General features: G+C 70.6%; 18 protein-coding genes and 1 riboswitch. Of the genes, 4 read left to right on the top strand and 14 right to left on the bottom strand.

Annotation, left to right across the window (positions count from 1 at the left end):
- Positions 1–6: 6 nt before the first annotated feature.
- The 5 genes from ACIRU3_RS06905 to ACIRU3_RS06885 form a co-directional block, all read right to left on the bottom strand.
- A complete protein-coding gene (locus tag ACIRU3_RS06905) occupies positions 7–2259 on the bottom strand; it encodes an ATP-binding protein (protein WP_404052418.1) in 2253 nt (750 codons plus the stop codon).
- Positions 2260–2698: 439 nt separating this feature from the next.
- Entirely contained in the window at positions 2699–3769 is a 1071-nt protein-coding gene (gene sbnB, locus ACIRU3_RS06900) for a 2,3-diaminopropionate biosynthesis protein SbnB (protein ID WP_404052415.1), read from the bottom strand.
- Positions 3766–4770 (bottom strand): TauD/TfdA family dioxygenase, encoded by a 1005-nt coding sequence (locus ACIRU3_RS06895; RefSeq protein ID WP_404052412.1) that lies wholly within the window; start codon positions 4768–4770, stop codon positions 3766–3768. Before ACIRU3_RS06895 ends, sbnB begins: the two co-directional genes overlap by 4 nt.
- A 55-nt stretch (positions 4771–4825) precedes the next feature.
- Positions 4826–7339, bottom strand: coding sequence for an amino acid adenylation domain-containing protein (locus ACIRU3_RS06890; protein ID WP_404052410.1), 2514 nt, complete (start codon positions 7337–7339; stop codon positions 4826–4828).
- Between the two features lie 59 nt (positions 7340–7398).
- On the bottom strand, positions 7399–10020 hold the full coding sequence (locus tag ACIRU3_RS06885; protein ID WP_404052408.1) for a Pls/PosA family non-ribosomal peptide synthetase: 2622 nt from the start codon (positions 10018–10020) through the stop codon (positions 7399–7401).
- 488 nt (positions 10021–10508) lie between these two features.
- On the opposite strand from ACIRU3_RS06885, the gene sbnA reads away from it, so the two are divergent.
- Complete coding sequence (sbnA, locus tag ACIRU3_RS06880; RefSeq protein WP_404052405.1) at positions 10509–11495, top strand: 2,3-diaminopropionate biosynthesis protein SbnA; 987 nt, start codon at positions 10509–10511, stop codon at positions 11493–11495.
- Between the two features lie 318 nt (positions 11496–11813).
- On the opposite strand, the gene ACIRU3_RS06875 is transcribed toward sbnA, so the two are convergent.
- The gene (locus tag ACIRU3_RS06875; protein WP_404052403.1) at positions 11814–13007 is read right to left on the bottom strand and encodes an MBL fold metallo-hydrolase; all 1194 of its coding nucleotides are present in this window, start codon (positions 13005–13007) and stop codon (positions 11814–11816) included.
- 192 nt (positions 13008–13199) lie between these two features.
- On the opposite strand from ACIRU3_RS06875, the gene ACIRU3_RS06870 reads away from it, so the two are divergent.
- Complete coding sequence (locus tag ACIRU3_RS06870; RefSeq protein ID WP_404052401.1) at positions 13200–14378, top strand: Glu/Leu/Phe/Val dehydrogenase dimerization domain-containing protein; 1179 nt, start codon at positions 13200–13202, stop codon at positions 14376–14378.
- Positions 14379–14473: 95 nt separating this feature from the next.
- Positions 14474–15094: a TetR/AcrR family transcriptional regulator gene (locus ACIRU3_RS06865; RefSeq protein WP_404052399.1), complete on the top strand. Its 621-nt coding sequence runs from the start codon at positions 14474–14476 to the stop codon at positions 15092–15094.
- Positions 15095–15172: 78 nt separating this feature from the next.
- Here the strand turns inward: ACIRU3_RS06865 and ACIRU3_RS06860 are convergent, their stop codons facing one another.
- The 3 genes from ACIRU3_RS06860 to ACIRU3_RS06850 form a co-directional block, all read right to left on the bottom strand.
- The gene (locus ACIRU3_RS06860) at positions 15173–15958 is read right to left on the bottom strand and encodes an SGNH/GDSL hydrolase family protein (protein ID WP_404053186.1); all 786 of its coding nucleotides are present in this window, start codon (positions 15956–15958) and stop codon (positions 15173–15175) included.
- Between the two features lie 287 nt (positions 15959–16245).
- Positions 16246–17214: a peptidoglycan DD-metalloendopeptidase family protein gene (locus tag ACIRU3_RS06855; protein ID WP_404052396.1), complete on the bottom strand. Its 969-nt coding sequence runs from the start codon at positions 17212–17214 to the stop codon at positions 16246–16248.
- A gap of 4 nt (positions 17215–17218) precedes the next feature.
- Positions 17219–17382: riboswitch (cyclic di-AMP (ydaO/yuaA leader) on the bottom strand.
- Positions 17383–17685: 303 nt separating this feature from the next.
- Positions 17686–19770, bottom strand: coding sequence for an alpha-galactosidase (locus ACIRU3_RS06850; protein WP_404053183.1), 2085 nt, complete (start codon positions 19768–19770; stop codon positions 17686–17688).
- Between the two features lie 171 nt (positions 19771–19941).
- On the opposite strand from ACIRU3_RS06850, the gene ACIRU3_RS06845 reads away from it, so the two are divergent.
- Positions 19942–20739: a tyrosine-protein phosphatase gene (locus tag ACIRU3_RS06845; protein WP_404052393.1), complete on the top strand. Its 798-nt coding sequence runs from the start codon at positions 19942–19944 to the stop codon at positions 20737–20739.
- A 15-nt stretch (positions 20740–20754) separates the two neighbouring features.
- On the opposite strand, the gene ACIRU3_RS06840 is transcribed toward ACIRU3_RS06845, so the two are convergent.
- From ACIRU3_RS06840 to dxs, 5 genes are all read right to left on the bottom strand, one after another.
- The gene (locus ACIRU3_RS06840; RefSeq protein ID WP_404052390.1) at positions 20755–20877 is read right to left on the bottom strand and encodes a DUF6126 family protein; all 123 of its coding nucleotides are present in this window, start codon (positions 20875–20877) and stop codon (positions 20755–20757) included.
- Positions 20874–21497, bottom strand: coding sequence for a helix-turn-helix domain-containing protein (locus tag ACIRU3_RS06835; RefSeq protein ID WP_404052387.1), 624 nt, complete (start codon positions 21495–21497; stop codon positions 20874–20876). Before ACIRU3_RS06835 ends, ACIRU3_RS06840 begins: the two co-directional genes overlap by 4 nt.
- Positions 21498–21542: 45 nt before the next feature.
- Positions 21543–22040 (bottom strand): hypothetical protein, encoded by a 498-nt coding sequence (locus ACIRU3_RS06830; RefSeq protein ID WP_404052385.1) that lies wholly within the window; start codon positions 22038–22040, stop codon positions 21543–21545.
- 159 nt (positions 22041–22199) lie between these two features.
- A complete protein-coding gene (locus tag ACIRU3_RS06825) occupies positions 22200–23585 on the bottom strand; it encodes an aspartate aminotransferase family protein (protein ID WP_404052382.1) in 1386 nt (461 codons plus the stop codon).
- A complete protein-coding gene (dxs, locus tag ACIRU3_RS06820; RefSeq protein ID WP_404052379.1) occupies positions 23582–25525 on the bottom strand; it encodes a 1-deoxy-D-xylulose-5-phosphate synthase in 1944 nt (647 codons plus the stop codon). The genes ACIRU3_RS06825 and dxs overlap by 4 nt, the downstream gene beginning before the upstream one ends.
- Positions 25526–25538: the final 13 nt, after the last annotated feature.

Below are 25538 nucleotides of genomic sequence, written 5' to 3'. Positions count from 1 at the left end.
GGGTGGTCATCCGGCCGGTGCGCTCCCGTCGGGTCGGCCGGTGCCCTCGGATGACGGCACGTGGGAGTGCGTCGGGGGTATGCGGTTGGGGGCCAGGGGGCTCGCCGCCTGGCTGGGGTGCGTGTCCATGGGGAGCGTGTCCATGGGATCGGCGCTCAGGTGGCTGGTGCCCAGGAGGTTTGCGTCCACATGTGCGGCACGCACAGGGGGCGGCAGCGTGGCCGGTGTACCGTGGGCCGGCGTCACGGGGTCCAGGTGGGCGGAGCCCATGTGCGGAACATCCATGTGCGAGGAAGCCATGTGCTCGGTCCCCCCGTGTGCGGCCTCCACATGAGACGGATCCCCGTACGCCGACTCCATGTTCTGCTGTGCCTCGGCGAGTCCGATCCCGCGCTGGAAGGCGGCCATCAGGCTGGGGTCGTGGCCCGCGACGACATCGCAGTCGTGCCGGGGCGCGGGGCCGCCGCGCAGCTGGGGAACGATGTGCTCCTGGGCGCGGCGGCGGGGCAGTTGGGGCTTGCCCATGGTGCCGCGGACCGCGCCGCCGCGCGGGGTGGGCAGGGTGCCCGCATGGGCCTCGACCGCCGGTCGGTCCCCGGGACTGATACCGGGCAGGGCCTCGGCGGGATTGGCCCGCTGCTCGTGGGCGCCGCGCATGGGGAGCGGGGGCGGTGAGCCCGCGTCCTGCGTGCTCCAGCTCCGTGCATCCCCGTTGTACGTGCCCCCGCTCCGGGCGGCGGCGCTCCGTCCGGATCCGCGCTGCGCGTGCCGCCGCCGGCCTGTGGCGGAGGCCTGCCCGGTCCCGCCCTGCGTTCCGGCCGGGGCTCCCGGCCGGCTCTCGGCGGATCCTGGGTGCCCCTGCGCGGCCCCGGCTTCGACGGTGGTGCCCAGCGCTCCGGCGAGCGCTCCGTCCGCAGGCCCGCCGCTGTGCTCGGGAATCCCCGCGTCGGTCGGTACTCCATCGGTCGCGGGTGCCGGTTGGGTCGCCGTCACCGGCAACTGGCCGGTTCCCGTCGGATCCTGAGTCTGCGGTACGGCCCCCGGTACACCCGGTGCGGTACCCAACAGTGCCTGCGGAACGACGAGTACGGCCTGGACGCCGCCGTAGATGTTGGTCTGCAGGCGCACGGTGATGCCGTGTCGCCGGGCGAGCTGGGAGACGACGTAGAGACCGATGCGGCCGTCGGCCAGCAGGCTCGCGACATTGACCTGGTCAGGGTCGACGAGCAGGGCGTTCATCCTGCTCTGCTCGCCGACCGGCATGCCGAGTCCGCGGTCCTCGACCTCCACGGCGAGCCCGGAGGTGACGAGGTTCGCGCGCAGCAGTACCTGGGTGTGCGGGGCGGAGAACACCGTGGCGTTCTCCACGAGTTCGGCCAGCAGGTGGATGACGTCGGCAACGGCGTGACCGCGCAGTTCGCCGTCGATCGGCGGTACCAGCTTGACCCGGGAGTACTGCTCCACCTCGGCGATGGCGGAGCGCAGCACCTCGGTCATGGAGACCGGGTTGCTCCACTGCCGGCGGGAGACGGCCCCGCCGAGCACGGCGAGGTTCTCGGCGTGCCGCCGGATGCGGGTGGCCAGATGGTCGACGTGGAACAGACCCTTGAGCAGGTCGGGGTCCTCGATCTCGTTCTCCAGGTCGTCCAGGATCGAGATCTCCCGGTGCACCAGGGACTGGAGCCGCCGCGCGAGGTTGACGAAGACCTCGAGCTTCTGCTCGCTGCCCGCCTGGCTGGAGAGCTGGGCGGCCTGCACGACGGCGGTGACGGCGCCGTCGTACGCGCGGGCGAGGTCCGCGGCGAGCAGCTCGAAGTCGTCGGCGTCCTCGGGCGGCCGACGGCGCGGCACCCGCTGCGGCGGGGTCTCGCCTTGGCGTAACGCCTCGACGAGGGCGCACAGGTCGGCCTCGCCGCGGGCGGCGCTGCGACGCAGGGCGCCGACACGGTCGCTCACCAGTCGGGCGGCGCGGTCCGCGGCGACGGCGGCGATCAGGACGCCCGCGACGGTGACCGCGACCGCTCCGGCCAGTACGGCCCACAGGGTGGGGCCGGGGCGCACGCCGGTGGAGCGGATGCTGAACAGAACGGCCGACCCGGCGCTCAGCGCGACCGCGACGGGCGGGAGCACGGCGAGCCGCATGAGCTGCGGCCGTATGTGCGTCTCGGGCAGTGCGGGAGCGGGTCGGGCGACCGGTCGCCCGTGCCGGCCGCCCTCACGGCGGTCGGCGCGGGCGGCCGGTGCACGGAGGTGAGACATCTGCGTCCTCGTACTGGTCCGTCGGGCTGCCATCCGGACACTCACAGTAGTCGCCTGCGCATCATGTGCGGTGGGCAGTTGACAAACTCCCCCGGCCAGGGTCCCGCTCTGGTATGAGGCATCGCACGACAGACCGATAACCCTGCCGGACACTCGAAGGCGAACGACAACAGATCGATCCCAGCTGGTCAGAAGTGGTCACGAAGAGACGTCGAGGGCCAGGGAGCCGCCCACTGCCCAGCCCTCAACCGGTGTCCGCTTTCTTCCCGTTGTCCGTCCGCCGCCGATCCGCCGCGGCGGCGTTCCGGGTCTGAGGTGCCTTCGGTCATGCCATCCGCATCGTCACCGGCCGTATCGGCCGCGTGTGCGAACCGACGGCTGCAGGAGTCAAGAACGGGGCCAGGGACGAGAACGGGGCCACGGACGGCACCGGGGCCGATCAGCCGTGTCGGCGCAGGTCGTGGAAGAAGTCGTCGATGACATGGAGCTGCCCGGAGCGGACCGTCTCGTCGTAGACGTATTTGCCGACGGCGAGGTCGAGCACTCCGAGGCCGAAGGGCGAGAACACCAGGGGCCGGTCGGTGGGGGGTGTCACCCGCCCGGTCATGACGTCGACCAGTGTTCCGTGCACGAAGTCGCGGTTGCCGGTGAGCTGTTCGGCCAGGTGGGGGGAGGTGTCGGCCTTGAGGCAGTGGTCGACGTCGTCGACGATGTTGGTCGAGGCCAGGATGATCTCGGGCGCGAGGTCGCGCAGGGACACGTGCAGCACCAGGGGGTTGTGGTCGAACCAGGCCGGGTCGCTGACGTGTGGCTCGCCGGCGATGGTGGCGAAGACGACGACGTCGCTGGAGCGGATCAGGTCCTCGGGGCAGTCGTGCAGGGTGATCCGTCCGGCGGCGGAGGTCTGTTGGAGGCGGTCACGGAAGCCGGCAGCGCTGTCCCGGGACAGGTCGTGGACGCCGGTCTCGTCGAAGGACCAGCCCACCGCGGTCAGGAAGGTGTGGATGTAGCGCGCGATCAGGCCCGTGCCGAAGAACCCGATGCGAGTGGGGCGGCGGCGGTTGCGGGTGAGACGGTCGGCGGCCAGAGCCGCGGATGCGGCGGTTCTGGTGGCGCTGATGATGGAGCTTTCCAGGCAGGCGAACGGGTAGCCGGTGTCGTGGTCGTTGAGGATCAGGACCGCGGAGGCCCTCGGGATACCGGCCTGGACGTTGCCGGGGAAGCTGGAGATCCATTTCAGGCCGTCCACCCGCACCTGTCCGCCGATCGAGGCGGGCAGCGCGATGATCCGGGAGGAGGGCCGATCGGGGAAGCGCAGAAAGTAGGAGGGCGGGTTGACCGACTCTCCCGCGGCGTGCAGCTGGTAGGTGGCCTCGACGAGGTCCACGATCTGCTTCTCCCGGTCCTGGAGGGCTTGCTGGACCTGGGCGCCGGAGATCACTGCGAACGGCGGCACGGTGTACGTCTGGGACACGGCGGACTCGATTGCGTCGGAACGGACGGTGGTCATCCAGGGCGCACCTCGGCGGTCGGCGGGCACTGGGCCGGGCGCAGCGGTTCGGCCATGGCGACGAGTACCTCGCGCGGTCCTTGGAAGGCCTCCCTGCTGTGTGCGGTGCGGACATTGTCGACGAGCATGAGGTCGCCGGCCCGCCACGGCTCGCGGGCGGTGTGGGTGGAATAGGTGTCGTTGAGGAGGTGGATGACGTCCGGGCCGATGGGGTCGCCGCCGCCGAAGCGGGTGTTGAACGGCAGTGACTCGGCGCCGTAGACCTCGATGAGGTAGTCACGGATCTCGGGCTCGATCGTCCATTCGTTGAGGAAGGCGATCTGGTTGAACCAGCAACGGCGGCCGGTGACGGAGTGGACCGTCACGGCTGGGCGGCGCTGGCGGGTGCGCAGACTCCCATCGGGTTGCCAGGCGAATTCGATGGCGGCGGTGCGGCAGTACTCCTCGACGGCGCTCCGGTCGTCGGTGCCGAAGGCCTCGGCGTACGAGGCGCCGATCTCGTCGTTGTAGGTGCGGGTGAGCAGCCAGCCCTCCTGTTCGAAGCGCTGAACGAGTTCGGTGGGCAGTGCCTCCAGGACGGTGGCCGCATCGGCGACGGCGGTGGCTCCGCCGGTGCTGGGCGCGGTCGGACAGGCGAACAGCATGAGACCGGGCGGCTGGAGGGTGTAGCTGAGTTCGTGATGCATGCACATCGGCTGGTTCGGCGGCCATGCCGAGGAGGAGTACACGCCCGGGGTGCGGGTCCGGCGGGGGGCGAACGCTTCCGTGTCGGTCATCGGGGCCGGGGCCAGGCTGCGCAGGGCGGCGCAGGCCCGGGCCGCGTCGTGCAGTCGCAGCCCGCGGACGAGGAGAGAGCCGTGTTCGGCGACGAGAGTGCGCAGTGCGCGATGGTGTTCATCCGCCCAGGCCGACACGTCGTCAGGGGTCTCGGTGTACAGGATCGGGGGCTTTCCGGGGTTCAGGTCCAGCTTGAGAAGGACTGCCGTGGTCAGGTAGGACATGGCGCCTTTCCTTTCGATGTGGTTGTCCGTTGCGGTTCAGGAGTGGGTGATCGGTTCAGGAGGAGGTCATCGATTCGGTTGCGCGGCGCCCGGGCAGGTGGTCGACCAGCGCGGCGAGGTCCGTGAGGACGGGGTGGGCGGTGACGTCCTTGAGGGAGACGGCGCGGTCCAGGGCGATGGCGAGTTTCACCGCCGCCAGGGAGGTGCCGCCACGGTCGAAGAAGTGGTCGCGGCGTCCGATGTGGTCCTGCGGGACGCCGAGGACGTGCCCCCAGGCGGTTGCCAGCCGCCGCTCGGTCGGTGTGGCCGGCGGCTCGTGGTCGTCCCCGCCGGTGGCGAGTTCCGCGGCGAGCGCCGTCAGTGCCTTCTTGTCGATCTTGCCGTTGGCGGTCAGCGGCAGGCTTTCGCTCCGGCGGAAGGCCGACGGGATCATGTAGACGGGCAGTGAGGCAGCCAGCCGGTCGGCGAGAGCCGCCGGGTCCAGTTGCCTCGGGGCGGAGTAGAAGGCGACCAGGTGAGTGCTCCGGTCGGCACGTTCGGCCACCACGACCGCGCCGTCGCGGACGCCGGGAAGACGGAGCAGGCTGTTCTCCACCTCGCCGATCTCGATCCGGAACCCCCGGATCTTGACCTGGGCGTCGCGGCGCCCGAGGAACTCCAGTTTCCCCGAAGGGTGCCAGCGGCCGTAGTCGCCGCCGAGGTGGAGCCGCGTGCCTTCGCGGTGCGGATCGCGCATGTACGCCGCACTGGTGCGTTCGGGGTCGTTGATATAGCCGCGGCCCACACAGACACCGGAGAACGCGATCACACCTGGGGCGCCCAGTGGCACCGGTTCCAGATGCTCGTCGACGACGTAGATGTGCACGTTGTTGACCGCGCGGCCGAGCAGGACGCGTTCCGGCGCCCGGTCCATGACGTCGTGATTGGTGTCGTCCGAGGTCTCGGTGAGCCCGTAGGCGTTGACGAGCCCGATCCGGGGTTGGGTGGTGAACCAGCGCTCGGCGAGCTCCTTCTTCAGCGCCTCCCCGGTGACCGACACGCAGCGCAGATCGGGCAGCGCGCGGGGGCGGTGTTCGAGCTCGGTCAGGACGGCTTCGAGGTAGGAGGGCACGACCTGCAGGACGGTGACCCGGCCGTCGGTGACGGTGTCGAGGAAGCGGGGTACGTCGAGGATGACGTCCTGCTCGACGAGCAGGGTCCGCCCGCCGACCAGCAGTGCGGAGACCAGTTGCCACAGGGAGATGTCGAAGCACTGCGGCGCGGTCTGGGCCACCACCTGTCCCTCGCCGAGCCGGAGGTCGTCGATCTTTGCGTAGAGGTGGTTGAGCAGGCCGGCGTGTTCGCACATCGCGCCCTTCGGCCCACCGGTGGAGCCTGAGGTGAAGTAGATGTAGGCGAGCTGGTCGGGCGTGACGTGGATGCCGAGGTCCTCTTCGGCGTGGTCTTCTTCGTAGGCCGACTCGACGGGCAGCTTCGCGACTGCGGGCAGGGAGTCGAGTGCCTGGTCGAGGGTGGTGGTGCTGCCGGATTCGGTCAGCACCAGGGTGCATTCGGCGCGGGAGAGGACGGCTGCGATGCGTTCGGCCGGGAAGTGCGGCTCGATGGGCAGGTAGACGCCTCCGGCCTTGAAGACCGCGATGACGGCGGCGAGCCAGTCCAGGTTGCGTTCGGTCACCACCGCGACGGCACCTTCGCGGGCCAGCCCGCGCGCCGCGAGGGCGCGGGCCAGCCGGTTCGCCCGGGCGTTCAGCTCCCCATACGTCCACTGCCGGCCGGCGTGCACGGCGGCGACGGCATCCGGATGCGTCCGCACCCGGTCTTCGAACAGCTCATGCACCCGCGCGTTCGGCAGCTCCCGGGTCGGTCCGGCCAGTTGCTCGAACTGGAATCGCCGCTCGTCGTCGGACAGCAGGCTCTGGCGTGCGTGTTCGGCATCGGGATCGGCGGCGATCAGCGCGAGCGCGGTCAGGTGATAGCCGGCGATGCGGGCGGCGGCGTCGGTGTCGAGCCGGTCCAGGCGGTGGCGCAGCCGCAGCACGAGGCGACCGTCGCGGTGACGTATGCCCACCCGCAGCGCGGTGTCGTCGGAGAGGTCGCCGTCGATCGAGGCGGGATCGAGGACGGTCTCGAACAGCGGCCCGGTCAGACCCAGTTCGCGCCGCAGGGTGTCGATGTCCTCCGCCGGGACGTCCTGGTGTGCCAGCAGTTCACCGGCGGCCCGGTGGGTGTCGTGCAGCAGTTCCCGCCATGAAGCGGGTGCGGTGTTGAGCCTGCACGGCAGTGGGCGGCCGGCCTCGGTGACGTAGCCGGTGGTGATCTCCTGCTCTGCGGACAGTGCCGCGAGCACCTTGGCGTGCGCGGCCAGCAGGAGCGTACCCAGGGGCATAGCCAGCTCGCCCGCCAGCCGCCTGAGCCCGGTCACGGTGTCGTCGCAGGCCTCTGTCTCGTACTCCCCCACACCGGTCTCCGGGTGGAGGGTCCAGCGTGGGGCCGGGGTGAAGCCTCCTGCTGTCAGGACAGCGCGCCAGTACGCCCGGTCCGGCTGGGTGCGGTTCGCATGCGTTGCCATCGGTTCGTTCCTCTGTCTGTCGCTGGTGTGGCGGTGTGCTGGTCGTCGAAGTGGCGGTGTCAGTTGCCGCGGGCCGGGGCGGCAGCGGCGGCGTGGCGTTCTTGGCGGGCCTCACGGTGGGTCCTGTCCTCCGGCATGTCCCGGGCCGGGTTACCGCCCCACCGGGCGTGAGAAGGGATTTCCTCGCCCTTCATCAGGAAGGAGTCGGGGGCGAGCACGGTGCCGTCGCCGATCGTCACGCCGTAGTGGACGAAGGCGCCGACCCCGAGGGTGCAGCCGCTGCCGACGGCACTGCGGTCGGACTTGAAGGCGCCGTCCTCCTGCGAGTGGCACTGGACCACGGTCCCGGCGTTCAGCACGCTGTCGTCGCCGATGGTGACGAGGGTGCGCTCCGGGAAGAAGCAGCCGTCGTCGAAGACCCGCTTGCCGATCCTGGCCCCCAGCAGCCGCCAGATCACGTTCTTGAAGGGGGTGCCGTCGAACACCTGGATGTAGTCGACCGAGGCCATCTTCCAGAAGCGTTCATGACGCCAGAAGGACGGCGTGTAGATCGAGCAGTACAGCGGCTGCTGGGGCTTGAACGCGGTGGAGGCCCGTTCGATCAGCGCGAAGCAGACGACGGTGAACGCCAGGGTGAGAACGCCGGCCAGGGCGATCGCCGGCGCGCCGAGCGAGGGGTAGAGGTCCGCCGCGCCCATGGCGATGAGGGTGATCACGAAGAAGTGGATCAACCGCGCAAGCAGGTACAGGCCGGCGGTTGCCGCATTGTGCCTGTTCTTGGCGGCCAGACGACGGCGCAGTTCGTCGCCGGTCTCCAGGTGGCTGAACCGGTTGTCCCGCATAACCGTGCGCGGGATCTCGAAGCTGGGTGAGCCCAGCAGGCCCACGCCTTCGCGCACCGGACCGTCGATGGGGACCATGACCTTCGTGGCGAGCAGGCAGTTGTCGCCGGTCCTGCCTCCCGTGGGGTAGGCGATGCGGTTCCCGAGGAAGTTGCGGGGACCGATCGAGGTGCGGGACACACGGAAGGACGTGCTGGAGAAGTCGGCGTTCATGAGCGACAGTCCGTCGGCGATCATGGTGCCGGTGCCGACGGAGCTGAGGTACGGGTTGTCGTGCTGGACCTCGGTGCCGAAGTTCGACCCGGTCTGGTCGACGCGGGACAGGTCGTATCCGAGGTAGCGCAGGTAGTGGACGATGGCGGAGCTGTCTCCGAAGAGTGCCGTGAAGAACTTCCGGTTGGTCATCAGTGCGATCGCCCGGTGGATGCCGTAGTGGAAGCCGTAGAGCGGGTAGACCGTGCCGGGCTCGAGGGCCTGGTTGAGGATCCGCGGCACGGTGCCCACGACAAGGAGGCCGGCGAGCACGGAGCCGAAGAAGACGATGACTGCGGTGAACAGGGCGTCGGTGTAGAAGGCCGGGCTGTTCATCGGCCGGGGATGCAGGAGCGCGTGCAGCTGGGGTACGCCGTCGAGCAGAAGGCTCACGCCGCCCATCGCCAGGGGCAGGTACACCATCAGCAGAGCCAGCAGTTGCAGGATGCAGTACGCCGTCCTCTTGCGGGTGGGGCAGTCGGCTGGGCCGACGGTCCGGTAGTCCACCTCGGCCGGCTGCGCCGGCGAGCCGTGCCGGCGTGCGCCGTCGGGCACCCGCTGTCCGGCGTGCAGGCAGGAGGCGTGGCCCAGTTGGGCGCCGTCGCCCATCGAGGTGTCGATGTCGAGGACCGTGTGTTCGCTGACGAGCACGTCCCTGCCCAGGGTGACCGGACCGGTCTGGATCAGGCCGGCATGGGCGCGGTAGCAGGACAGGAGCACGTCCTTGCGGATGATCGTGCCCTCCCCCACGGTGAGCAGGTCGGTGCAGACCGGGATGGTGCGGGACAGGATCGTGACGCCCTTGCCGATTCGCGCGCCGAGCGCCCTGAGGTGGAGCACGTGGAGCGGTGAACCGGTGAACAGGCGCAGGGGGCTGGTACGGATCAGGGTCTTGACGACCCAGAAGCGCAGATAGGCCATGCCCCACAGCGGGAACTCGCCGGATCGCCAGCGGCCGACGAGCGTCCACTTCGCCACGATCGGGACGATGCACAGGGTCAGAAAGCCCGCTCCGGCGAACAGGACCGACCGGAGGTAGAGGTCGGGCAGGCCCGAGCCCGCGGAGATCCACTCGTAGCTTGCCGTGGTGCCGAGGGCGACGAGGCAGGAATAGCCCAGGAAGATCAGGAACTGCAGCAGGCCGCAGACGATGTAGCGCCGATTACCGGCCGCCGTCGAGATCCCCGCCCGTGTCGGCTCCTCGGCCGGTGTCCCTGCGTCGGCCGGTGTCCGCGTCGGTGCCGGCCCCTCCGCGGCCGGGGACGGGACGGATGTGGGCGCGGTGTCGTCGAGTGCGGTGGCAAGGCTCCGGATGGTGGGGTGCCGGTAGATGTCCTTCATCGAGACCGTCGGCAGGTCCGCCCGCTTCCTGACCCGCGCGCAGAACTGGGCCATCACCAGGGAGTCGGCGCCCAGGTCATTGAAGAAGTGACTGTCGGACGGCACGTGTTCGACACGTACGACGCCGGCCAGTACCTCGGCCAGAAGCCTCTCGGTGCCGGTTGCGGGGCCGGCGTCGTCGCCGGCTCCGAGGATCGGGACGTCAGCCGGATCGGCCGCCAGGACGTCGGCGGATTTAGCAGGCACGTGAGCTCCTTGAGAACGTTTCGGTCGGCGTCGGTCGGGCGGATCAGCGCTGCCCGTCTCTCCAGTAGGCCCGTCCGGCTTTTTCCTGTCGCGCCCCTGAATTTCGGGGCTTGACACGGCGCGACAGCCTTGACGGCCCGACCGTCCTGCCCGGAAGGCGACCTGCGTTCTCTTGTTTTCTGTGCGCGTCATCCGGCTTGCGACCGCTTGTCACCGGAACCCGTTCAATCCGCGGGTGATCGGCCGGGAAGTTCGTCGGGCGCCCCTCTTGCACGGCGTTTTCCGGGTGGAAATTCGTGATCGGCACCCTCGCCGAACCGCGCACAGGGCGCGTGTCAAGTCCCGAATTTCGGTGGCATGACACGGCGGCTCCGGATCGGGCGTACTGGAGGTGTTCCGGCGAATCGCAGCGCGCCGCCGAATTCCTCCCCCGGTCCGCACCGAGACGGGTCAGCGGCCGGAAGACCCCCGCAGTCGAGGAGACGAGCATGCCCGTCATATCCACCCCCGAGGCCTTCAACGAGAACGACCTCTACGTCGACCTTGAGGGAATCCTGGGGCAGCCGCTGTTCCTCAAGTGTGAAGGCTTCAATTTCGCCGGCTCGATCAAGATCAAGGCCGCCGCGGAAATGATCGAGGCCGCCGAGCGCGACGGTCTGCTGACGCCGGGCTCGGTTCTGGTCGAGTCGTCCTCGGGAAATCTGGGCGTGGCCCTGAGCATCATCGCGGCCAGCAAGGGATACCGGTTCCTGTGCGTGACCGACTCGCGCTGCAACCTGGCGACCAGGTTGATGATGGAGGCTCTGGGCAGCCAGATCCATGTCATCACCGAGCCCGACCCCGTCGGCGGCTTCCTCGGCGCGCGCATCGACCACGTCCGCGCGCTGTGCGCTTCCGACGACCGCTATGTGTGGCTCAACCAGTACGACAACCCCTGCAATGGCATGGCCCACTACCGAAGTACCGCCCCGGCCATCGCCCGGCAGTTCCCGGACCTGGATGTGCTGTTCGTCGGGGCCGGCACCACCGGCACCCTGATGGGCTGCGCGCGCTACTTCCGCGAATGGCACCGGCCGGTGCGCGTCGTGGCCGTCGACAGCGTGGGTTCGGTGACCTTCGGAGGCGCCCCCGGCCGGCGGATGATTCCGGGCCTGGGCACCAGCAAGCGCCCGCCGCTGCTGGACGAGTCCTATGTCGACGATGTGGTGCACGTGGCCGAGGCCGACACCGTCCGGGCCTGCCGCCGGCTGGCCGGGCGCGGGTTTCTGTTCGGGGGCTCCACCGGCACAGTCGTCAGTGGCGCGATGGACTGGCTGGCCCGGCAGGACGGACGGAAGCTGACCGCGGTGGCCATCGCACCGGACCTGGGTGAGCGGTATCTGGAGACCGTCTACCAGAACAACTGGGTGCAGGACCTGTACGGCGAGGACGCCCTCTCCCCCCAGCCGCTGGCCACCGCGGCCCAGGCAGCCTGACCCCCGCCTCCCCGGCAGCCCGACTCCCGCACGTCGTCAGGTCCGCGCACATCGCGATGACCCGGCGGTCGGCTGCTGGATCAACAGATCAACAAGGCGGCGCGTGAGGCATCCCCGTGCTCGCCGACCGAGCGCGGCAGCGAGCAGCATCTTGCCCGTCCGCGTACTCACAGACGGCGCACGGGACCGGGAAGGATCATGCCCATCCCCGCGCTCACCTGCGAAGCACGGGACCGGGAAGCATCATGCCGTCCCGTCCCTGGCGCGACACGGCGCTCCGCTTCGCCACCGGCCCCGCGGGATCGCCCGCTGCCGGCGTCACAGCTCGCCGGCAAGATCCACATCGGCCCGGGTGACCTCCGGCGCGATCTGCGGCTCGTCGGGGCGACGCCAGGGGCGTGCGGTCGGCGCCGACACGGCTCGCCACCAGGGCACGGTGGGGAGGGCTCCCGCAGGCTCGAAGGGCTCGCCGGGCCGCGGAAGTGCCACCGCCTGCTCGGCCTCCTCGGCCGCGTCCTTCGTCCACTCCCCCGGCTCGGCCCAGGCATGCGTGGCCAGGTTGAAGGTGCCCCAGTGGATCGGCAGCAGTACGCCGTGCGGGGCTCCGCCCTGGAGGTCGAGGTGGGCCCGCAGGCCCTCCCCGGGGGTCATGTGGATGTCGGGCCAGAACTCGCTGTACGCGCCGATCTGGATCATCGTGGCGTCGAACGGGCCGTGGTCGGCACCTATGTCCCTGAAGCCGTCGAAGTACCCGGTGTCGCCGCTGTGGTAGATCCGGTGCTCCTCGCCGGCGACCACCCAGGAGGCCCAGAGCGTGTGCTGGGTGTTGCGCAGGCCGCGGCCGCAGAAGTGCCGGGCCGGGGTGGCGGTCAGGGTGAGGCCGCCGATCTTGGTCGCCTCGTGCCAGTCCAGCTCACGCAGCCGGTCCGCGGACACGCCCCAGTGCTCGAGGTGGGCGCCGACGCCGAGCGGTACGGCGAACACGGTGTCCGTGCCGGCCAGCGCCTTGATCGTGGGCATGTCCAGGTGGTCGTAGTGGTCGTGCGAGATGACCACCACGTCGACCGGGCCGAGCGCGGCCAGCGGCAGCGGCACCGGGTGCAGCCGCTTGGGACCGGCGAAGGGGAACGGCGAGCAGCGCTCACCCCAGACGGGGTCGAACAGGACGCGGTGGCCGTCGATCTCCGCGAGCACGCTGGAGTGGCCCATCCAGGTCACCCGCAGCCCCGTGGCGGGCGCCTTGGCGAGGTCGGCCAGGGTGGTCGCGTGCACCGGGACGGTGCCGCGGGGAGCGCGCAGGGGCCGGACGTCCTTGTCGAAGAACACCTTCGCGAAGTCCAGCATGGAACCGGAGGGCCGGGTGCGGGCGGTGCCGCCCGGGTTCTGGAAGACCCCGTCCTTGAAGTGGGGGGAGCGCCGGATCCGCGCAAGGCGCTCACCACCGGGGTCCACTCCGAACGCCGCGGGCCGCAGCACGCTGAGCCCGAAGCTCTGGGAACCCAAACCGGTCACGGTACCTCCAGGTGGAGTCGCTGAGGCCCTCCATTATGGTCGGGCCCTCCGACAGCCCGGCGTGGCCGGGGTCACGTCCGGATCGCCCAGTCCCGTCCTGGACCGCCGCCGAGGGTACGTGGCACGTTGACAGGCCGTCCACCGGCTCCGAATACTGACTCGCGATTCAGTAAACATCCTCCTGGAGACGTTATGACCGCCCCTCTGATGTCGCTCGTCTGGACCGACCACATCACCGGCCGCCGGGGATTCCTGGTCGTCGACCGGCTGGTGCGGGGCGTGGCCAGCGGCGGGCTGCGCATGCGCCCGGGCTGCACCCTGGAGGAGGTCACCGGACTCGCCCGCGGCATGACGATGAAGGAGGCCCTGCACTACAACCCCGAGGGGCGGTACGTCCCTCTCGGCGGCGCCAAGGGCGGCATCGACTGCGACCCGCAGGACCCGCAGGCGTACGGGCTGCTCGTGCGCTACCTGCGTGCCATGCGGCCGTACATCGAGAGCTTCTGGACCACCGGCGAGGACCTGGGCCTCACCCAGGACCTGGTGGACCGCGCGGCGGCGGAGGCGGGCCTGGTCTCCTCCGTCCAGGCCGTGTATCCGCTGCTGGACGACGAGACGGCGGCCCGCAGGCGGCTCGCCGACGCCTTCGCGGTCGAGGTGGACGGCATCGGGCTGGACGAGCTGGCGGGCGGCTGCGGGGTCGCCGAGTCGGTGCTCGCGGCCCTGGACCGGACGTCGGTGCCGTACCGGGGCACCCGGGTGTCCGTGCAGGGCCTGGGCACGATGGGCGGGGCCACGGCGCGCTTCCTCGCCCGCGCGGGCCTCACGGTCGTGGCCGTGGCCGACATCAAGGGGACCATCGCCAACCCGGAAGGCCTGGACGTGGCGGCGCTGCTGGCCGCACGGGACGCCTACGGCACCGTCGACCGCTCCGCTCTGCGCCCCGGTGACCGTGAACTGCCCGGTGACGCGTGGCTGTCCGCCGACGCGGAGGTGCTGGTGCCCGCGGCGGTGTCGTACGCGATCGGCACCGCCGAGCAGGAGCGGGTCACCGCCCGCTGGATCGTCGAGGCCGCCAACATGCCCGTCCTGCCCGAGGCGGAAGCGCTGCTGGCCGCGCGCGGGGTGACCGTGCTGCCGGACGTGGTGGTCAACTCCGCCACGAACGCCTGGTGGTGGTGGACGCTGTTCGGCGACATCGGCCCGGACGCCGACGAGGCGTTCGCGCACATCCGCCACTCGATGCGTGCCCTGATCGACCTGATGCTCACCCGCGCGGAGACGGACGGGACGACCCCGCGCGCGGCCGCCCACGCCCTGGTGACGGACCGGCTGCCGGTGATCGCGGAGCGCTTCGGGTGGTACCGCTGACGGTGGCCGGGCACGCGACGCTCCGCGGCGCGCGAAGTGGCCGGAGGAACCCGGTCCCTTCGGCACCTTCCCGACCGACGGACTAGGGTGACCGCGTGGCGAGAGTGCGGTTGAGTGTGGCGGAGCGGCGTGAGGAACTGCTGCGGGCCGCCATCGAGCAGATCGAGGCGCGGGGCGTGGCGGCTGTGAGGATCGCCGATGTGGCCTCCGCGCTCGGTGTGAGCAACGCGCTGGTGCTGTATCACTTCTCGACGAAGGAGAAGCTGGTCGCCGAGGCCTTCGCCTACGCGGCCGAGGACGACCTCGCGCATCTGCGCGGGCTGCTGGGCCGGCGGACCTCGGCACTGCGCCGGCTGCGGGCGGCCGTGCGCTGGTACGCGCCCACGGGTCAGGCCAAGGGCTGGCGGCTGTGGATCGAGGGCTGGGCGGTGGCGCTGCGCGAACCCGCGCTCCGGCAGGTCACCCGGGACCTGGACAGGCAGTGGAAAGCGGCGATCGCCGAGGTCATCGCCGAGGGTGTGGCCGCGGGCGAGTTCGAGTGCGCCGATCCGGCGGGGACGGCTCTGCGGCTGACCGCGCTCCTCGACGGGCTCGCTGTGCAGCTGACCTCGTACCCGGGCGCGATGCCGCGGTCCCGGGCGCAGCAGTGGGTGGACGACGCACTGGCCCGGGAACTCGGGCTGCGGCGGGAGGCGTTGACCGGGCGGGAGCGGTGAGCGGTCCGGCCGGGACGGACCCGCACACGGGTGTGCCCCGCACCGCCGGCTCGCGGTACGGGGCACGGGCGGCGGCCGTCAGGCCACCGATGCGATCCGCATCTTGATGTCGTCAGGCGACAGGGCGCCCTTCGCCGTCACATGGTCCCCGGAGGACTCTCCGCGCAGCCGGCGGCCGATCCACGGGACCAGGTACTCGCGGGCCCAGTGGACGTCGTCGCGGCGGATGTCCAGGGTGCCCCGGGGCGGCAGCGGCGGCCAGGGCTGCTCCGGGTCGGCCGGGATCTGGAGGCCGAGGGCCTGGCCGGCGCGCAGCGCCACGCGCGTGTGCCCCTCGGGCGAGAGGTGGAGCCGGTCGTCGTCCCAGGCCCTGCGGTCCTGAACGGACTTCAGGGACCACAGGTCGAGGACGGGACAGCCATATCGGTCGGCGATGGCGCGGACGTGCCCGTTGTAGGTGGCGATCTTGCCGCGCAGGTGCTTGAGCAGCGGAACGCCACGGGTGTCGAAGCCGGTCGTCACCAGCACGCTGCCCGCCGCCTCGGCGAGCTGGGCCACGGCCCGCTCGAAGCGCTCGGCCACCTCGTCCGGGTCGGTGCCGGGCCGGATGATGTCATTGCCGCCCGCGCAGAAGGAGACAAGGTCCGGGTCCAGTTCGACGGCCTTCGGAAGCTGGTCCGCCACGATCTGGTCGAGCAGCTTCCCGCGCACGGCCAGGTTCGTGTACGCGAAGTCGCCCTCGGGACGCCGGTCGGCGAGCAGTACCGCGAAGCGGTCGGCCCAGCCTACGAACGCCCCGTCGGGCCCGGGGTCGCCGACGCCCTCGGTGAAGCTGTCCCCCACCGCCACGTACGACCCGATCACTGATCTGTTGTCATTCTTCGAATCGTCTGCCACGTCGGACCATGATTCACCTTCGGATGTGACCTACGCGACCGTAGGCAGGGGTTGACGAACGGTGAGATGAGACACCCTTAAATAATTTGCCAAGCCAGGAATAGCCTGCCCGGCAGGCGCGTTGACCGTGCGATCGGCGACAGTCGATGCGCGAGCGGACACACCGAAGGCCGGACCCGGGGATCGAGGTCCGGCCTTCGGCGCGCGTGTCAGGCAGGTGGTTCCTCAGGAGCGAGTCCCGCAGAGGGGGAGCCTCAGACGGCGACGCCGTGCGAGCGGAGGTAGGCGAGCGGGTCCACGTCCGAGCCGTAGTCCGGGGTGGTACGGATCTCGAAGTGCAGGTGGGGGCCGGTCACGTTGCCGGTGGCGCCGGACAGGCCGATCTGCTGGCCCGCGGTCACGGTCTGGCCGGCCGAGACGGACAGCTGCGAGAGGTGGCCGTACTGGGCGTAGTAGCCGTCGCTCAGCTTGATGACGACCTGGTTGCCGTACGCGCCGCCCCACCCGGCGGAGACGACCGTGCCGGCTCCGACGGCCTTGAGAGAGGTGCCGGTCGGTACGACGAAGTCGACACCGGTGTGGTAGCCGCTGGACCACATGCTGCCGGCCACGTGGTAGGCCGTGCCGACGGTGGCGCCGGCGACCGGGAGGGAGTAGCCGGTGGAGGTGACCGTGGCGGCCGACCCCGCGGTCCGGCTGTACCGGGAGGCCTGCGGGGCGGTGTCCGACCTGGACTGGGAGGGCTGCGACGGCTGCGAGGTCTGCGGGGAGACCTTCGGCCGGGGCTGCGACGGCTGCGGGGTCTGCGTAGGCGCGGAGGACTCCGTGTGCTTGGGGGCGGCCTTCGCACCGAGCGTCAGCTTCAGACCCGGGTGGATCAGCGAGGGGTTCTCGCCGACGGCCTGCCGGTTGTCGGCGTAGACCCGGTGCCAGCCGCCACTGATGTTCTGCTCGTCGGCGATCTTCGCAAGCCAGTCGCCGGACTTCACCGTGTAGGTGTGCCCGCCCGAATTCTGCCGTGCGGGGGCTTTCTTCACGGTCGCCTTCTGCACGACCGGAAGGGACTGCACGGTCTTTCCGGAAGCGGGCTGCGCGGTGACGGCGTGCGCTCCGGTGGCACCGAAGAGCGGCAGTGCCAGCGCGGCGCCACCGGTTCCGGCGACGGCGATCGAGCGGGTGAATCGCGGGGTCTTGGGACGGCGGTGCTTACCCTTCGCGGGCATGGCGCATTCCTCTCCGCCGCCTGCGAGGTGAGCTGTCGGGTTCGGGCTGGAGCTGCCCGGCCGCGCGGTGCGCGACTGCACCCCGAGCCTGCCCCGGAGACCGGGACAGGCAGTCGTACCTGGCGGGTCCCCCGCTCCTGCCGAACACGGGTGAAGTGTGTGGGGACTCCGGGCGGCGGCAGGATTCGGCGTTCCGTCCGGATTGGTGGCGAACGTAAGCGAGCAAGACGCAGCCGGACAAGCAGTAGGTTCCCGGCATCACCGGTCCAGATGATCGAATTCGGGAATTCACGGTCACTCTCCGTAAATTCCCGGATCCCTGCCCTTTTCAATTCCCCGTGTCGATATGGGAATTACGTGGACATGACGCGCGACACACGGTCACGAATATGACGCTCCTCACGCACCACCCGCCCATGCCTCTTTATTCCAGAGCGAGTTGGAATGAAGGCTCTAATTCGGATATATCGCTCAAATGCGGCACAGTCGGAGAATCGCCGCATCCAGGTCACCCGTCAGCCCGGTGTGCCATCCGTGGTGCAGCAGGACCGCACCACGGTGCACTTCGCCCGTTTCACGGCATTCATACGATGCTGTCGGGTCGAGTCCGCGCAGCCGCACCGCCGGCACCGGCTCGCCGTAGCTCTGCGCCTGGAGGCAGGCGAGGACCACCGTCTCGTTCCCGAGGACGTACTGGACGGCGCCAAGACCGCCCACCGGAGGCCGCAGCCGGTAGAGGTCGCCCCGCTGGACCACCGGACGGATCTCCTTGTAGAGAGCCACCCATTTCCCCGCCTCGGCCAGCTCCCCCTCGGTCCACTCGGTGAGGTCGCCGCCGACGCCGAGCACCCCGGCCATCGAGCTGACGAAGCGGAACCGCAGCGAGCTGACCCGCCCGTTCAACTGGGTGTTCGGACTGTCGGTGACCCAGGCGGCCATGACCCGCGCGGGGTGGATCTGGCTGAAGCCGTGCTGGATGGCGAGCCGGTCGAGCGGGTCGGTGTTGTCGGAGGTCCACACCTGGTCGGTGCGGCTCAGCACGCCGAGGTCGATCCGGCCGCCGCCGCCCGAGCAGGACTCGAAGGCGACGCGGGGGTGAGCGGCACGCAGCCGGTCCAGCAGGGCGTACAGGGCGCGGACGTGGTCGACCCACAGGCGCTGCGGGTAGGGCTCCCCGGGCCAGCCGGCGTCGGTGAAGCAGCGGTTGAAGTCCCACTTCACATAGTCGATCGGGGCGGAGGACAGAAGGGCGTCCAACTGCTCCCAGAGGTACTCCTGGACGTCCTCACGGGCGAGATTCAGGACGAGTTGATTACGCAGTTCCGTCCGCTTACGTCCCGTTTGGTGCTGCACCCAGTCGGGGTGGGCGCGGTAGAGATCGCTGTCGGGGTTGATCATCTCGGGCTCGACCCAGATGCCGAACTGCATACCGAGGTCGTGCACCTGGTCGGCCAGAGGCTTGAGGCCCTGCGGGAAGCGGTCGGGGTTGGGCGTCCAGTCCCCGAGCCCGGCGCGGTCGCTGGTGCGGGCACCGAACCAGCCGTCGTCCACGACGAACAGTTCCACGCCGATCCCGGCGGCCCGCCGGGCGAGGGCCGTCTGCTGCTCCTCGGAGATGTCGAAGTTGGTCGCCTCCCAGGAGTTGAACAGCACCGGCCGGTCCTGCTCCGCGCCCGGGACGACATGGGCCCGCTGGTAGGCGTGCCAGGTGCGGCTGGCCCCGCCGAAGCCGCCGTCGCTCCACAGGCCCGCGAAGACGGGGGTGGTGTACGACTCGCCCGGCTGGAGCAGCAGCAGGCCCGAGTCGTCATGGCCGGCACCGCCGGTGATCTGCACGCGTGCGTCCGGGAGTTGGGCGACGGCGATGCGCCAGGAGCCGGACCAGCCGAGCGCACAGCCGTAGACCTCGCCGCGCTCCTCCGTCGCGTCGGTGTCCAGGGCGACCCAGGGCAGGTGCTGGTGTCCGGTGTGGCCGCGGCGGCTGCCGATGACCTTCTCACCGTAGGTGAGGGGGGCGGTGGCGAGCAGGGACTCGGCGGCCCAGCGGCCGTGCAGCTGGGACAGCCGCCATCCCTCGCGGTCGGGCAGGGTCCAGGCTGCGGCGTCGGCACGCAGCAGCTCCACGCGCGCGTGCCCGCCGTTCGCCACGGTCACCCAGCGCTCCACGACGTCCCCGCGCATCCGGTAGTGCAGGGTGACGGCCAGGCCCGCGTCGTCGAAGCGCAGCCGCAGCTGCTCGCCGTCCGCACCGCCCCCGGTGTCGTACGACACGAAGCGCCACTCGGTTCCGCGGCGCTCCTCGGTGCGCACGGACAGGGCGGGGCGCACGAAACGCGGGCCGCCCTCGACGGGGTACTCCTCACGGCCGTCCAGCGGGGACTCGAAGGGCCAGTAGGCCGGCAGCGGGTGCACCGCCAGGGCCTCGGCGTCGACGAGCGCGATCCGTGGTCCCCAGTGGAGGTGCAGCAGTTCGTCCGCCTCGGTGAGATGCAGCGCATAGCTGCTGGTGGGCCCCGACAGGAGCCACGTACGACCGTTTTCGGCGATGTCCACCATCGAGACCTCACAGGTGTCAACAGATCCGCTCAAGTGCCAACATCATCAAGCCCCGTGGGCCCTGATGGCAACGCCTGTGGACAACTCATTGCCTGAGGAAATCGATGTCGTATCGTCGACGGAGCGCCCGTCGACGAACCGTGCCGGCGGGGCCGACTGGGAGGAGCCCCCGTGACGCAGCAGGTCCCGTCGACCGAGCCCGAGCTGGCCGGAGTGCGCAATTTCCGTGACGTGGGCGGACTGCCGACCGTGGACGGACGGCGGGTGCGCCCCGGAGTGCTGTTCCGCAGCGGCCACCTCGCGCACGCGACCGAGCAGGACGCGGCCTTCCTCGCCACCCTGGACCTGCACACGATCTTCGACTTCCGCAACGCGGCCGACCAGAAGCTGGAGGGCCCGGACGTCGAGCTGCCCGGCGTGCGCAACATGAACCTGCCGCTGAGCGACCCCGCCGACGGCGCCGAGTTCTGGAAGATGGTCCGCGACGGCGACCTCGACCAGCTGCGCGGCATCCTCGCCGACGGCAAGGCGGCGGCCCGGATGGTCACGTCGTACCGGACGATCGTCAAGGAGCGCACCGCCGAGCACTCCCGGGTGCTGCACGCGATCGCCGAGGACAGCGTGCCCGCGCTGATGCACTGCGCGGCGGGCAAGGACCGCGCGGGCATCTCCATAGCCGTCACGCTCCTCGCCGTGGGCGTGGAGCGCGAGGCGATCGTGGCCGACTACCTGGAGTCCAACGCCAAGCACCGGCGGTACAAGGTCCGCCGCAACGGCAGCCCGGACACCGCCTACACGCCCGAGGTGATGGAGCTGCTCAGCCCGCTCTTCGACGCGCGCGCCGAGTATCTCGAGGCGGCGTTCGACAGCATCGAGGAGACGTGGGGCGGTCTCGACGCGTACTTCGAGCAGGGCCTGGGGCTCACCCCCGGGACCCGGGAGCGGCTGCGGGAGCGTCTGGTCGACTGACGCCGCGCCGTACGGTCAGCCCTTGGCTCCGACCGCGAACAGCAGATAGAGGAACGCGGCCAGGACGTGCCCGAGGGCGATGTAGATGATCAGCCGGACCCACAGGGCGCGGGGGAACTTCTCCTCCAGGTTGCTCATGGCAGCTCTCCAGTCAGGGGGCCCAGGCACAGCGTGGCCGTGGGGCTCTGCAGCAGGGTGTGGACGAACAGCAGCTCCACGCCGTCGTGGTCCTCGGCGGCGAGGCGGTGCGGGGTGAGCGAGTCGAAGTGCGCGCTGTCTCCGGGCGCGAGCAGGTGCACGGTGTCGCCCAGGCGCAGCCTGAGCCGCCCCTTGAGGACGTGGAGCCACTCCTCGCCGGGGTGGACGCGCACGATGTCGCCCTGCGCCCCGTACGGCACCCGGACGCGCAGCGCCTGCATGCCGCGCCCGGGGGCCCCGGCCTGGAAGTATGTCCAGCCACCCGCATGGGTCGGCTCCATGTCGGCGGCGCGCACGATGGCGTCACGGTCGGCGACCGTCTCGCCGAGCAGCTCCGAGACAGTCGTACTGTAGATGCGGGCGAGCGAGAGCAGCATCGGCAGCGAGGGCTGGCGCTGCCCGGTCTCCAGCCGGGAGAGGTGGGCGGGCGAGAGCCCGGCGGATCCGGCCGCGGCCTCCAGGGTGAGACCGGCACGCCGGCGCAGGGCGCGCAGCTGCGGCGCCACGGCGGGCAGGTCGTCGCCCTGGCCCGCCGGAGGCGTGACTTCTGAGGCGTTCATGCCTCCATTCAGCCGGAGCATTGCCTCTGCGGCAAATTTCTTGCCTCAGAGGCAAAGGGTGCCCGCGAGCCCTCCCCCTCCGCTGGTCATTCGTACGTCGTCATGGTCTCGTACGCCCTGTGCCGTACGTCCGGGTGCGAATGTCCGCGCAGCAGGCGCAGCGGCGCACGCCACTCCTCCGGCCAGCCGAGGGCGGCGCCCGTTCCGGTGACCAGCCCGGCCGCCGGCAGACCGGTGACACCGCCGCCTGTCGCGGGCCAGCTGGTCGGCGGCGGCCAGAAGGGCGCCGCCGCGTCGGGGCAGGGCCCCTTGGACCCGGTCGGTCCTCAGCCGGCTCGCGATCTGCGTGGCGACGGTCACCCCGGCGTCGTCCAGCGCCGCGAGCCGCCGCTCGTAGGGCCCGCGTGCGTCGAGGCCGGTGAGAAGCGAGGTGAGCCGTCCCTCGTCCGCCAGCCGACGAGCCGTTGTCGCGGTGTGGGTGAGACGGGTGGGGAACGGCAGCGGTTCGAGTGCGGAGAGCAGCTGGTCCGCGGTGGTCGGCATGGGCAGCTTGTGCCCGCGCCGATCAGCACAGGCGATCGATTTTCTGGGCGTGCAAGCCCGTGAGCAGGCTTGGGCCGCTTGCCCGGTCTGCCCAGTCACCGGCCCGGCCGTCCGGGTCACCGGCCGGGCCGCTGCGCGGGCGCCGGCCGGTGGTCCGCACTAGCGGTTGGCCACCGCCTGCTTGATCAGGGTCTTGCCGAAGTTCCACATGAGGCCGCCGCCGCTGTGGGCGTCGTCCATCACGGACGTGAAGGCGTCCACGAAGCGGTCCACGTCGGCCTCGTCGACGACCAGCGGCGGAATGAGCTTGATCACCTCCAGGTGGTCGCCGGAGACCTGGGTGAGGATCCGGTGCCGTTGCAGCAGCGGTACGACCACCATCTGGGCAAACAGGCCCTTGCGCGCGGCCTGCAGCATGGCCCAGCGGCCGCGCAGCCTCAGCGAGGCCGGCTTTCCGAACTCGATGCCGATCATCAGGCCCCGGCCGCGGACGTCGGCGAGCAGCTCGTACTTGTCGATCAGCGCGGTGAGCCGGGATTTCAGCAGGTCGCCCGTGGTGCGGACGCCGGCGACGATCTGCTCGCTCTCCATCACCGACAGCACGGCGAGTCCGGCCGCCATCGCCTGCGCGTTGGCCCCGAAGCTCGCCGAGTGGACCAGAACGCGGTCCATGGACGAGTAGACCTTCTTGAAGATCCAGTCCTTGCCGAGGGTGGCGCCGACCGGGACATAGCCGCCGGACAGCGCCTTGGCCACGCACACCAGGTCCGGCTCGACGCCGTCCTCGTGCTGGTAGGCGTAGAAGTCGCCGGTGCGGCCGAGCCCGGTCTGCACCTCGTCGGCGATGAGCAGCGCCTTGTGCCGGTGCAGCACCTCCTGCGCGGCACGCAGATAACCGGGAGGGGCCTCGTGCACGCCCTTGCCCTGGATCGGCTCGACGATCAGGGCGGCGACGTCCCCCTTCTTCAGCTCCCGGGCGAGCGCGTCGAGGTCGCCGAGGGGTACGGCGGTGTCGGGCAGCAGCGGGGCGAAGCCGTCGCGGAATCCGTCCTCGCCGTTGACCGACAGGGAGCCGGTGGTCAGGCCGTGGAAGGCGTGGTCGCAGTAGAGGACGCGCGGCTTGCCTGTGGCGTACCGGGCGAACTTGAGAGCGGTCTCGACCGCCTCCGTGCCGCTGTTGCCGAAGAACACCCGGTCCAGGTGCGGGCTGTGGGCGAGCAGCCGCTCCGCGAGCAGGCCGGGCAGCGGCTGGCAGTCGAAGCGGGTGAGGTCGGCCAGGTTCAGGTCCAGGACGTCGTGCAGCGCCTTGCGGACGACCGGGTGATGCCGGCCGAGGCCCATCACCCCGAACCCGGCGAGCATGTCCAGGTAGTCGTTGCCGTCCGCGTCGTAGAAGTGGGCGCCCTCGGCGCGCTCGTAGACCTTGTCGAAGCCGATGGTGTGCAGCATGCGCGGGAGCTGCGGGTTGAGGTACTTCGCATGCAGCTCGTAGCGCTCGGCTCCGCGCTCGGTGAGGAGGGCACCGAGGTCGAACTCCGTGGTCATTCAGCTCTCTCCTTGACTGTGCCCCCCGCGTCCCTGACGGCGAACCTCGCTTCCTCCAGGGCGGAACCCGCCTCCTTGACGGCCAGGCTCGCGCTGATCCGCCCGGCGATGTCGACGGGCGTGAGACCGATGTCGGCCAGCACCTCGCCGCGCTTGGCGTGCGCGAGGAACTGCTCCGGGATGCCGAAGCGCCGTACCGGCACATCCACGTCGGCGTCACCGAGGGCGAGGGCCACGGCCGAACCGACGCCGGCGGCACGGCTGTTGTCCTCCACGACGGCCACCAGACGGTGCCCGGCGGCCAGGCCCGGCAGCGCCGGGTCGACGGGCTTGACCCAACGCGGGTCCACGACCGTGCAGTTGATACCGCGGGCCGCCAGCAGCTCGGCGGCCTGCAGGCACACCGGTGCCATCACGCCGACGGCCACCAGCAGCACCTCGGGGCGCTCGGCGCGGTGCAGGACGTCCATGCCGCCGACGTGGTCGATCGCCGGGATCCCGGGTCCGACGGACTCCTTCGGGAAGCGCACCAGGGTGGGTGCGTCGTCCACGGCGACGGCCTCGCGCAGCTGGGCGCGCAGCTGGTCGGCGTCACGCGGCGCGGCGATCCTGAGGCCGGGTACGACCTGCAGGACGGACATGTCCCACATGCCGTTGTGGGACGCCCCGTCGACCCCGGTGACACCGGCCCGGTCCAGCACGAAGGTCACGCCGCAACGGTGCAGGGCGACGTCCATCAGCAGCTGGTCGAAGGCGCGGTTGAGGAAGGTGGCGTAGACGGCGACGACCGGGTGCAGTCCGCCGGTGGCGAGGCCGGCCGCGGAGACGGCCGCGTGCTGCTCGGCGATGCCGACGTCCCACACCCGGTCCGGGAAGCGTTCGGCGAACCTCCCGAGGCCCACCGGGTTCAGCATGGCCGCCGTGATCGCCACGACGTCCTCCCGCTCCTCCCCGATCCGGACGATCTCCTCGCCGAACACCGAGGTCCAGGACGGGCCGTTGGACGGTGTGAGCGGTGCGCAGGTGAGCGGGTCCATCACGCCGACGGTGTGGAAGTGGTCCTCCTCGTGGGCGAGGGCGGGTTCGTAGCCGCGGCCCTTCTCCGTGAGGCAGTGGACCAGGACGGGCCCGTGGAAGCGTTTCGCGCGCCTGAGCGCCGACTCGACGGCCTTGATGTCGTGTCCGTCGATCGGCCCGACGTACTTGAGCCCCAGGTCCTCGAACATGCCCTGCGGGGCGAAGGCGTCCTTGAAGCCCTTCTTCGCGCCGTGCAGGGACTCGTAGAGGGTGCCGCCGACGACCGGAGTCCTCAGCAGGACGTCCTTGCCCCAGGCGAGGACCTTCTCGTAGCCGTCGGTGGTGCGCAGCGTGGCCAGGTGGTTGGCGAGACCGCCGATGGTCGGGGCGTACGACCTCTCGTTGTCGTTGACGACGATGATCAGCGGCCGGTCCCTGGCCGCCGCGATGTTGTTCAGTGCCTCCCAGGCCATGCCGCCGGTCAGCGCGCCGTCGCCGATGACCGCGACCACATGGCCCTTCTCGCCCTGCACCTGGTTGGCCTTGGCCAGGCCGTCGGCCCAGCCGAGCGCGGTGGAGGCGTGGCTGTTCTCGATGACGTCGTGCTCGGACTCCTCGCGCGAGGGGTAGCCGGACAGGCCGCCCTTGCTGCGCAGCTTGGAAAAGTCCTGGCGCCCCGTCAGCAGTTTGTGCACATAGCTCTGGTGGCCGGTGTCCCACAGGATGCGGTCGACCGGTGACTCGAACACCCGGTGGAGGGCGATGGCGAGTTCCACCACCCCCAGATTGGGTCCGAGGTGACCGCCGGTTCTCGCCACCGCGTGCACCAGGAACTCACGGATTTCTCCGGACAGTTCACCGAGCTCTGCCTCGGACAGCGCCTTCAGGTCGCGTGGTCCCCTGATGCTCTCCAGAATCGTCACGCTGGGCCCCCTC

It is taken from the genome of Streptomyces sp. NPDC101151 (assembly GCF_044768335.1).
In the GTDB taxonomy this organism is placed as follows: domain Bacteria; phylum Actinomycetota; class Actinomycetes; order Streptomycetales; family Streptomycetaceae; genus Streptomyces.
This window is presented reverse-complemented; position numbering and strand designations above follow the sequence as displayed.

What these genes read in the sequence shown, in the direction of transcription:
- ACIRU3_RS06830 (WP_404052385.1), bottom strand. Translation starts at nt 22,040, where the DNA reads ATGCCGACCACCGCGGACCAGCTGCTCTCCGCACTCGAACCGCTGCCG.
- sbnB (WP_404052415.1), bottom strand. Translation starts at nt 3,769, where the DNA reads ATGACCACCGTCCGTTCCGACGCAATCGAGTCCGCCGTGTCCCAGACG.
- ACIRU3_RS06855 (WP_404052396.1), bottom strand. Translation starts at nt 17,214, where the DNA reads ATGCCCGCGAAGGGTAAGCACCGCCGTCCCAAGACCCCGCGATTCACC.
- ACIRU3_RS06835 (WP_404052387.1), bottom strand. Translation starts at nt 21,497, where the DNA reads ATGAACGCCTCAGAAGTCACGCCTCCGGCGGGCCAGGGCGACGACCTG.
- sbnA (WP_404052405.1), top strand. Translation starts at nt 10,509, where the DNA reads ATGCCCGTCATATCCACCCCCGAGGCCTTCAACGAGAACGACCTCTAC.
- ACIRU3_RS06895 (WP_404052412.1), bottom strand. Translation starts at nt 4,770, where the DNA reads ATGTCCTACCTGACCACGGCAGTCCTTCTCAAGCTGGACCTGAACCCC.
- ACIRU3_RS06850 (WP_404053183.1), bottom strand. Translation starts at nt 19,770, where the DNA reads ATGGTGGACATCGCCGAAAACGGTCGTACGTGGCTCCTGTCGGGGCCC.
- ACIRU3_RS06825 (WP_404052382.1), bottom strand. Translation starts at nt 23,585, where the DNA reads ATGACCACGGAGTTCGACCTCGGTGCCCTCCTCACCGAGCGCGGAGCC.
- ACIRU3_RS06840 (WP_404052390.1), bottom strand. Translation starts at nt 20,877, where the DNA reads ATGAGCAACCTGGAGGAGAAGTTCCCCCGCGCCCTGTGGGTCCGGCTG.
- ACIRU3_RS06890 (WP_404052410.1), bottom strand. Translation starts at nt 7,339, where the DNA reads ATGGCAACGCATGCGAACCGCACCCAGCCGGACCGGGCGTACTGGCGC.
- ACIRU3_RS06870 (WP_404052401.1), top strand. Translation starts at nt 13,200, where the DNA reads ATGACCGCCCCTCTGATGTCGCTCGTCTGGACCGACCACATCACCGGC.
- ACIRU3_RS06905 (WP_404052418.1), bottom strand. Translation starts at nt 2,259, where the DNA reads ATGTCTCACCTCCGTGCACCGGCCGCCCGCGCCGACCGCCGTGAGGGC.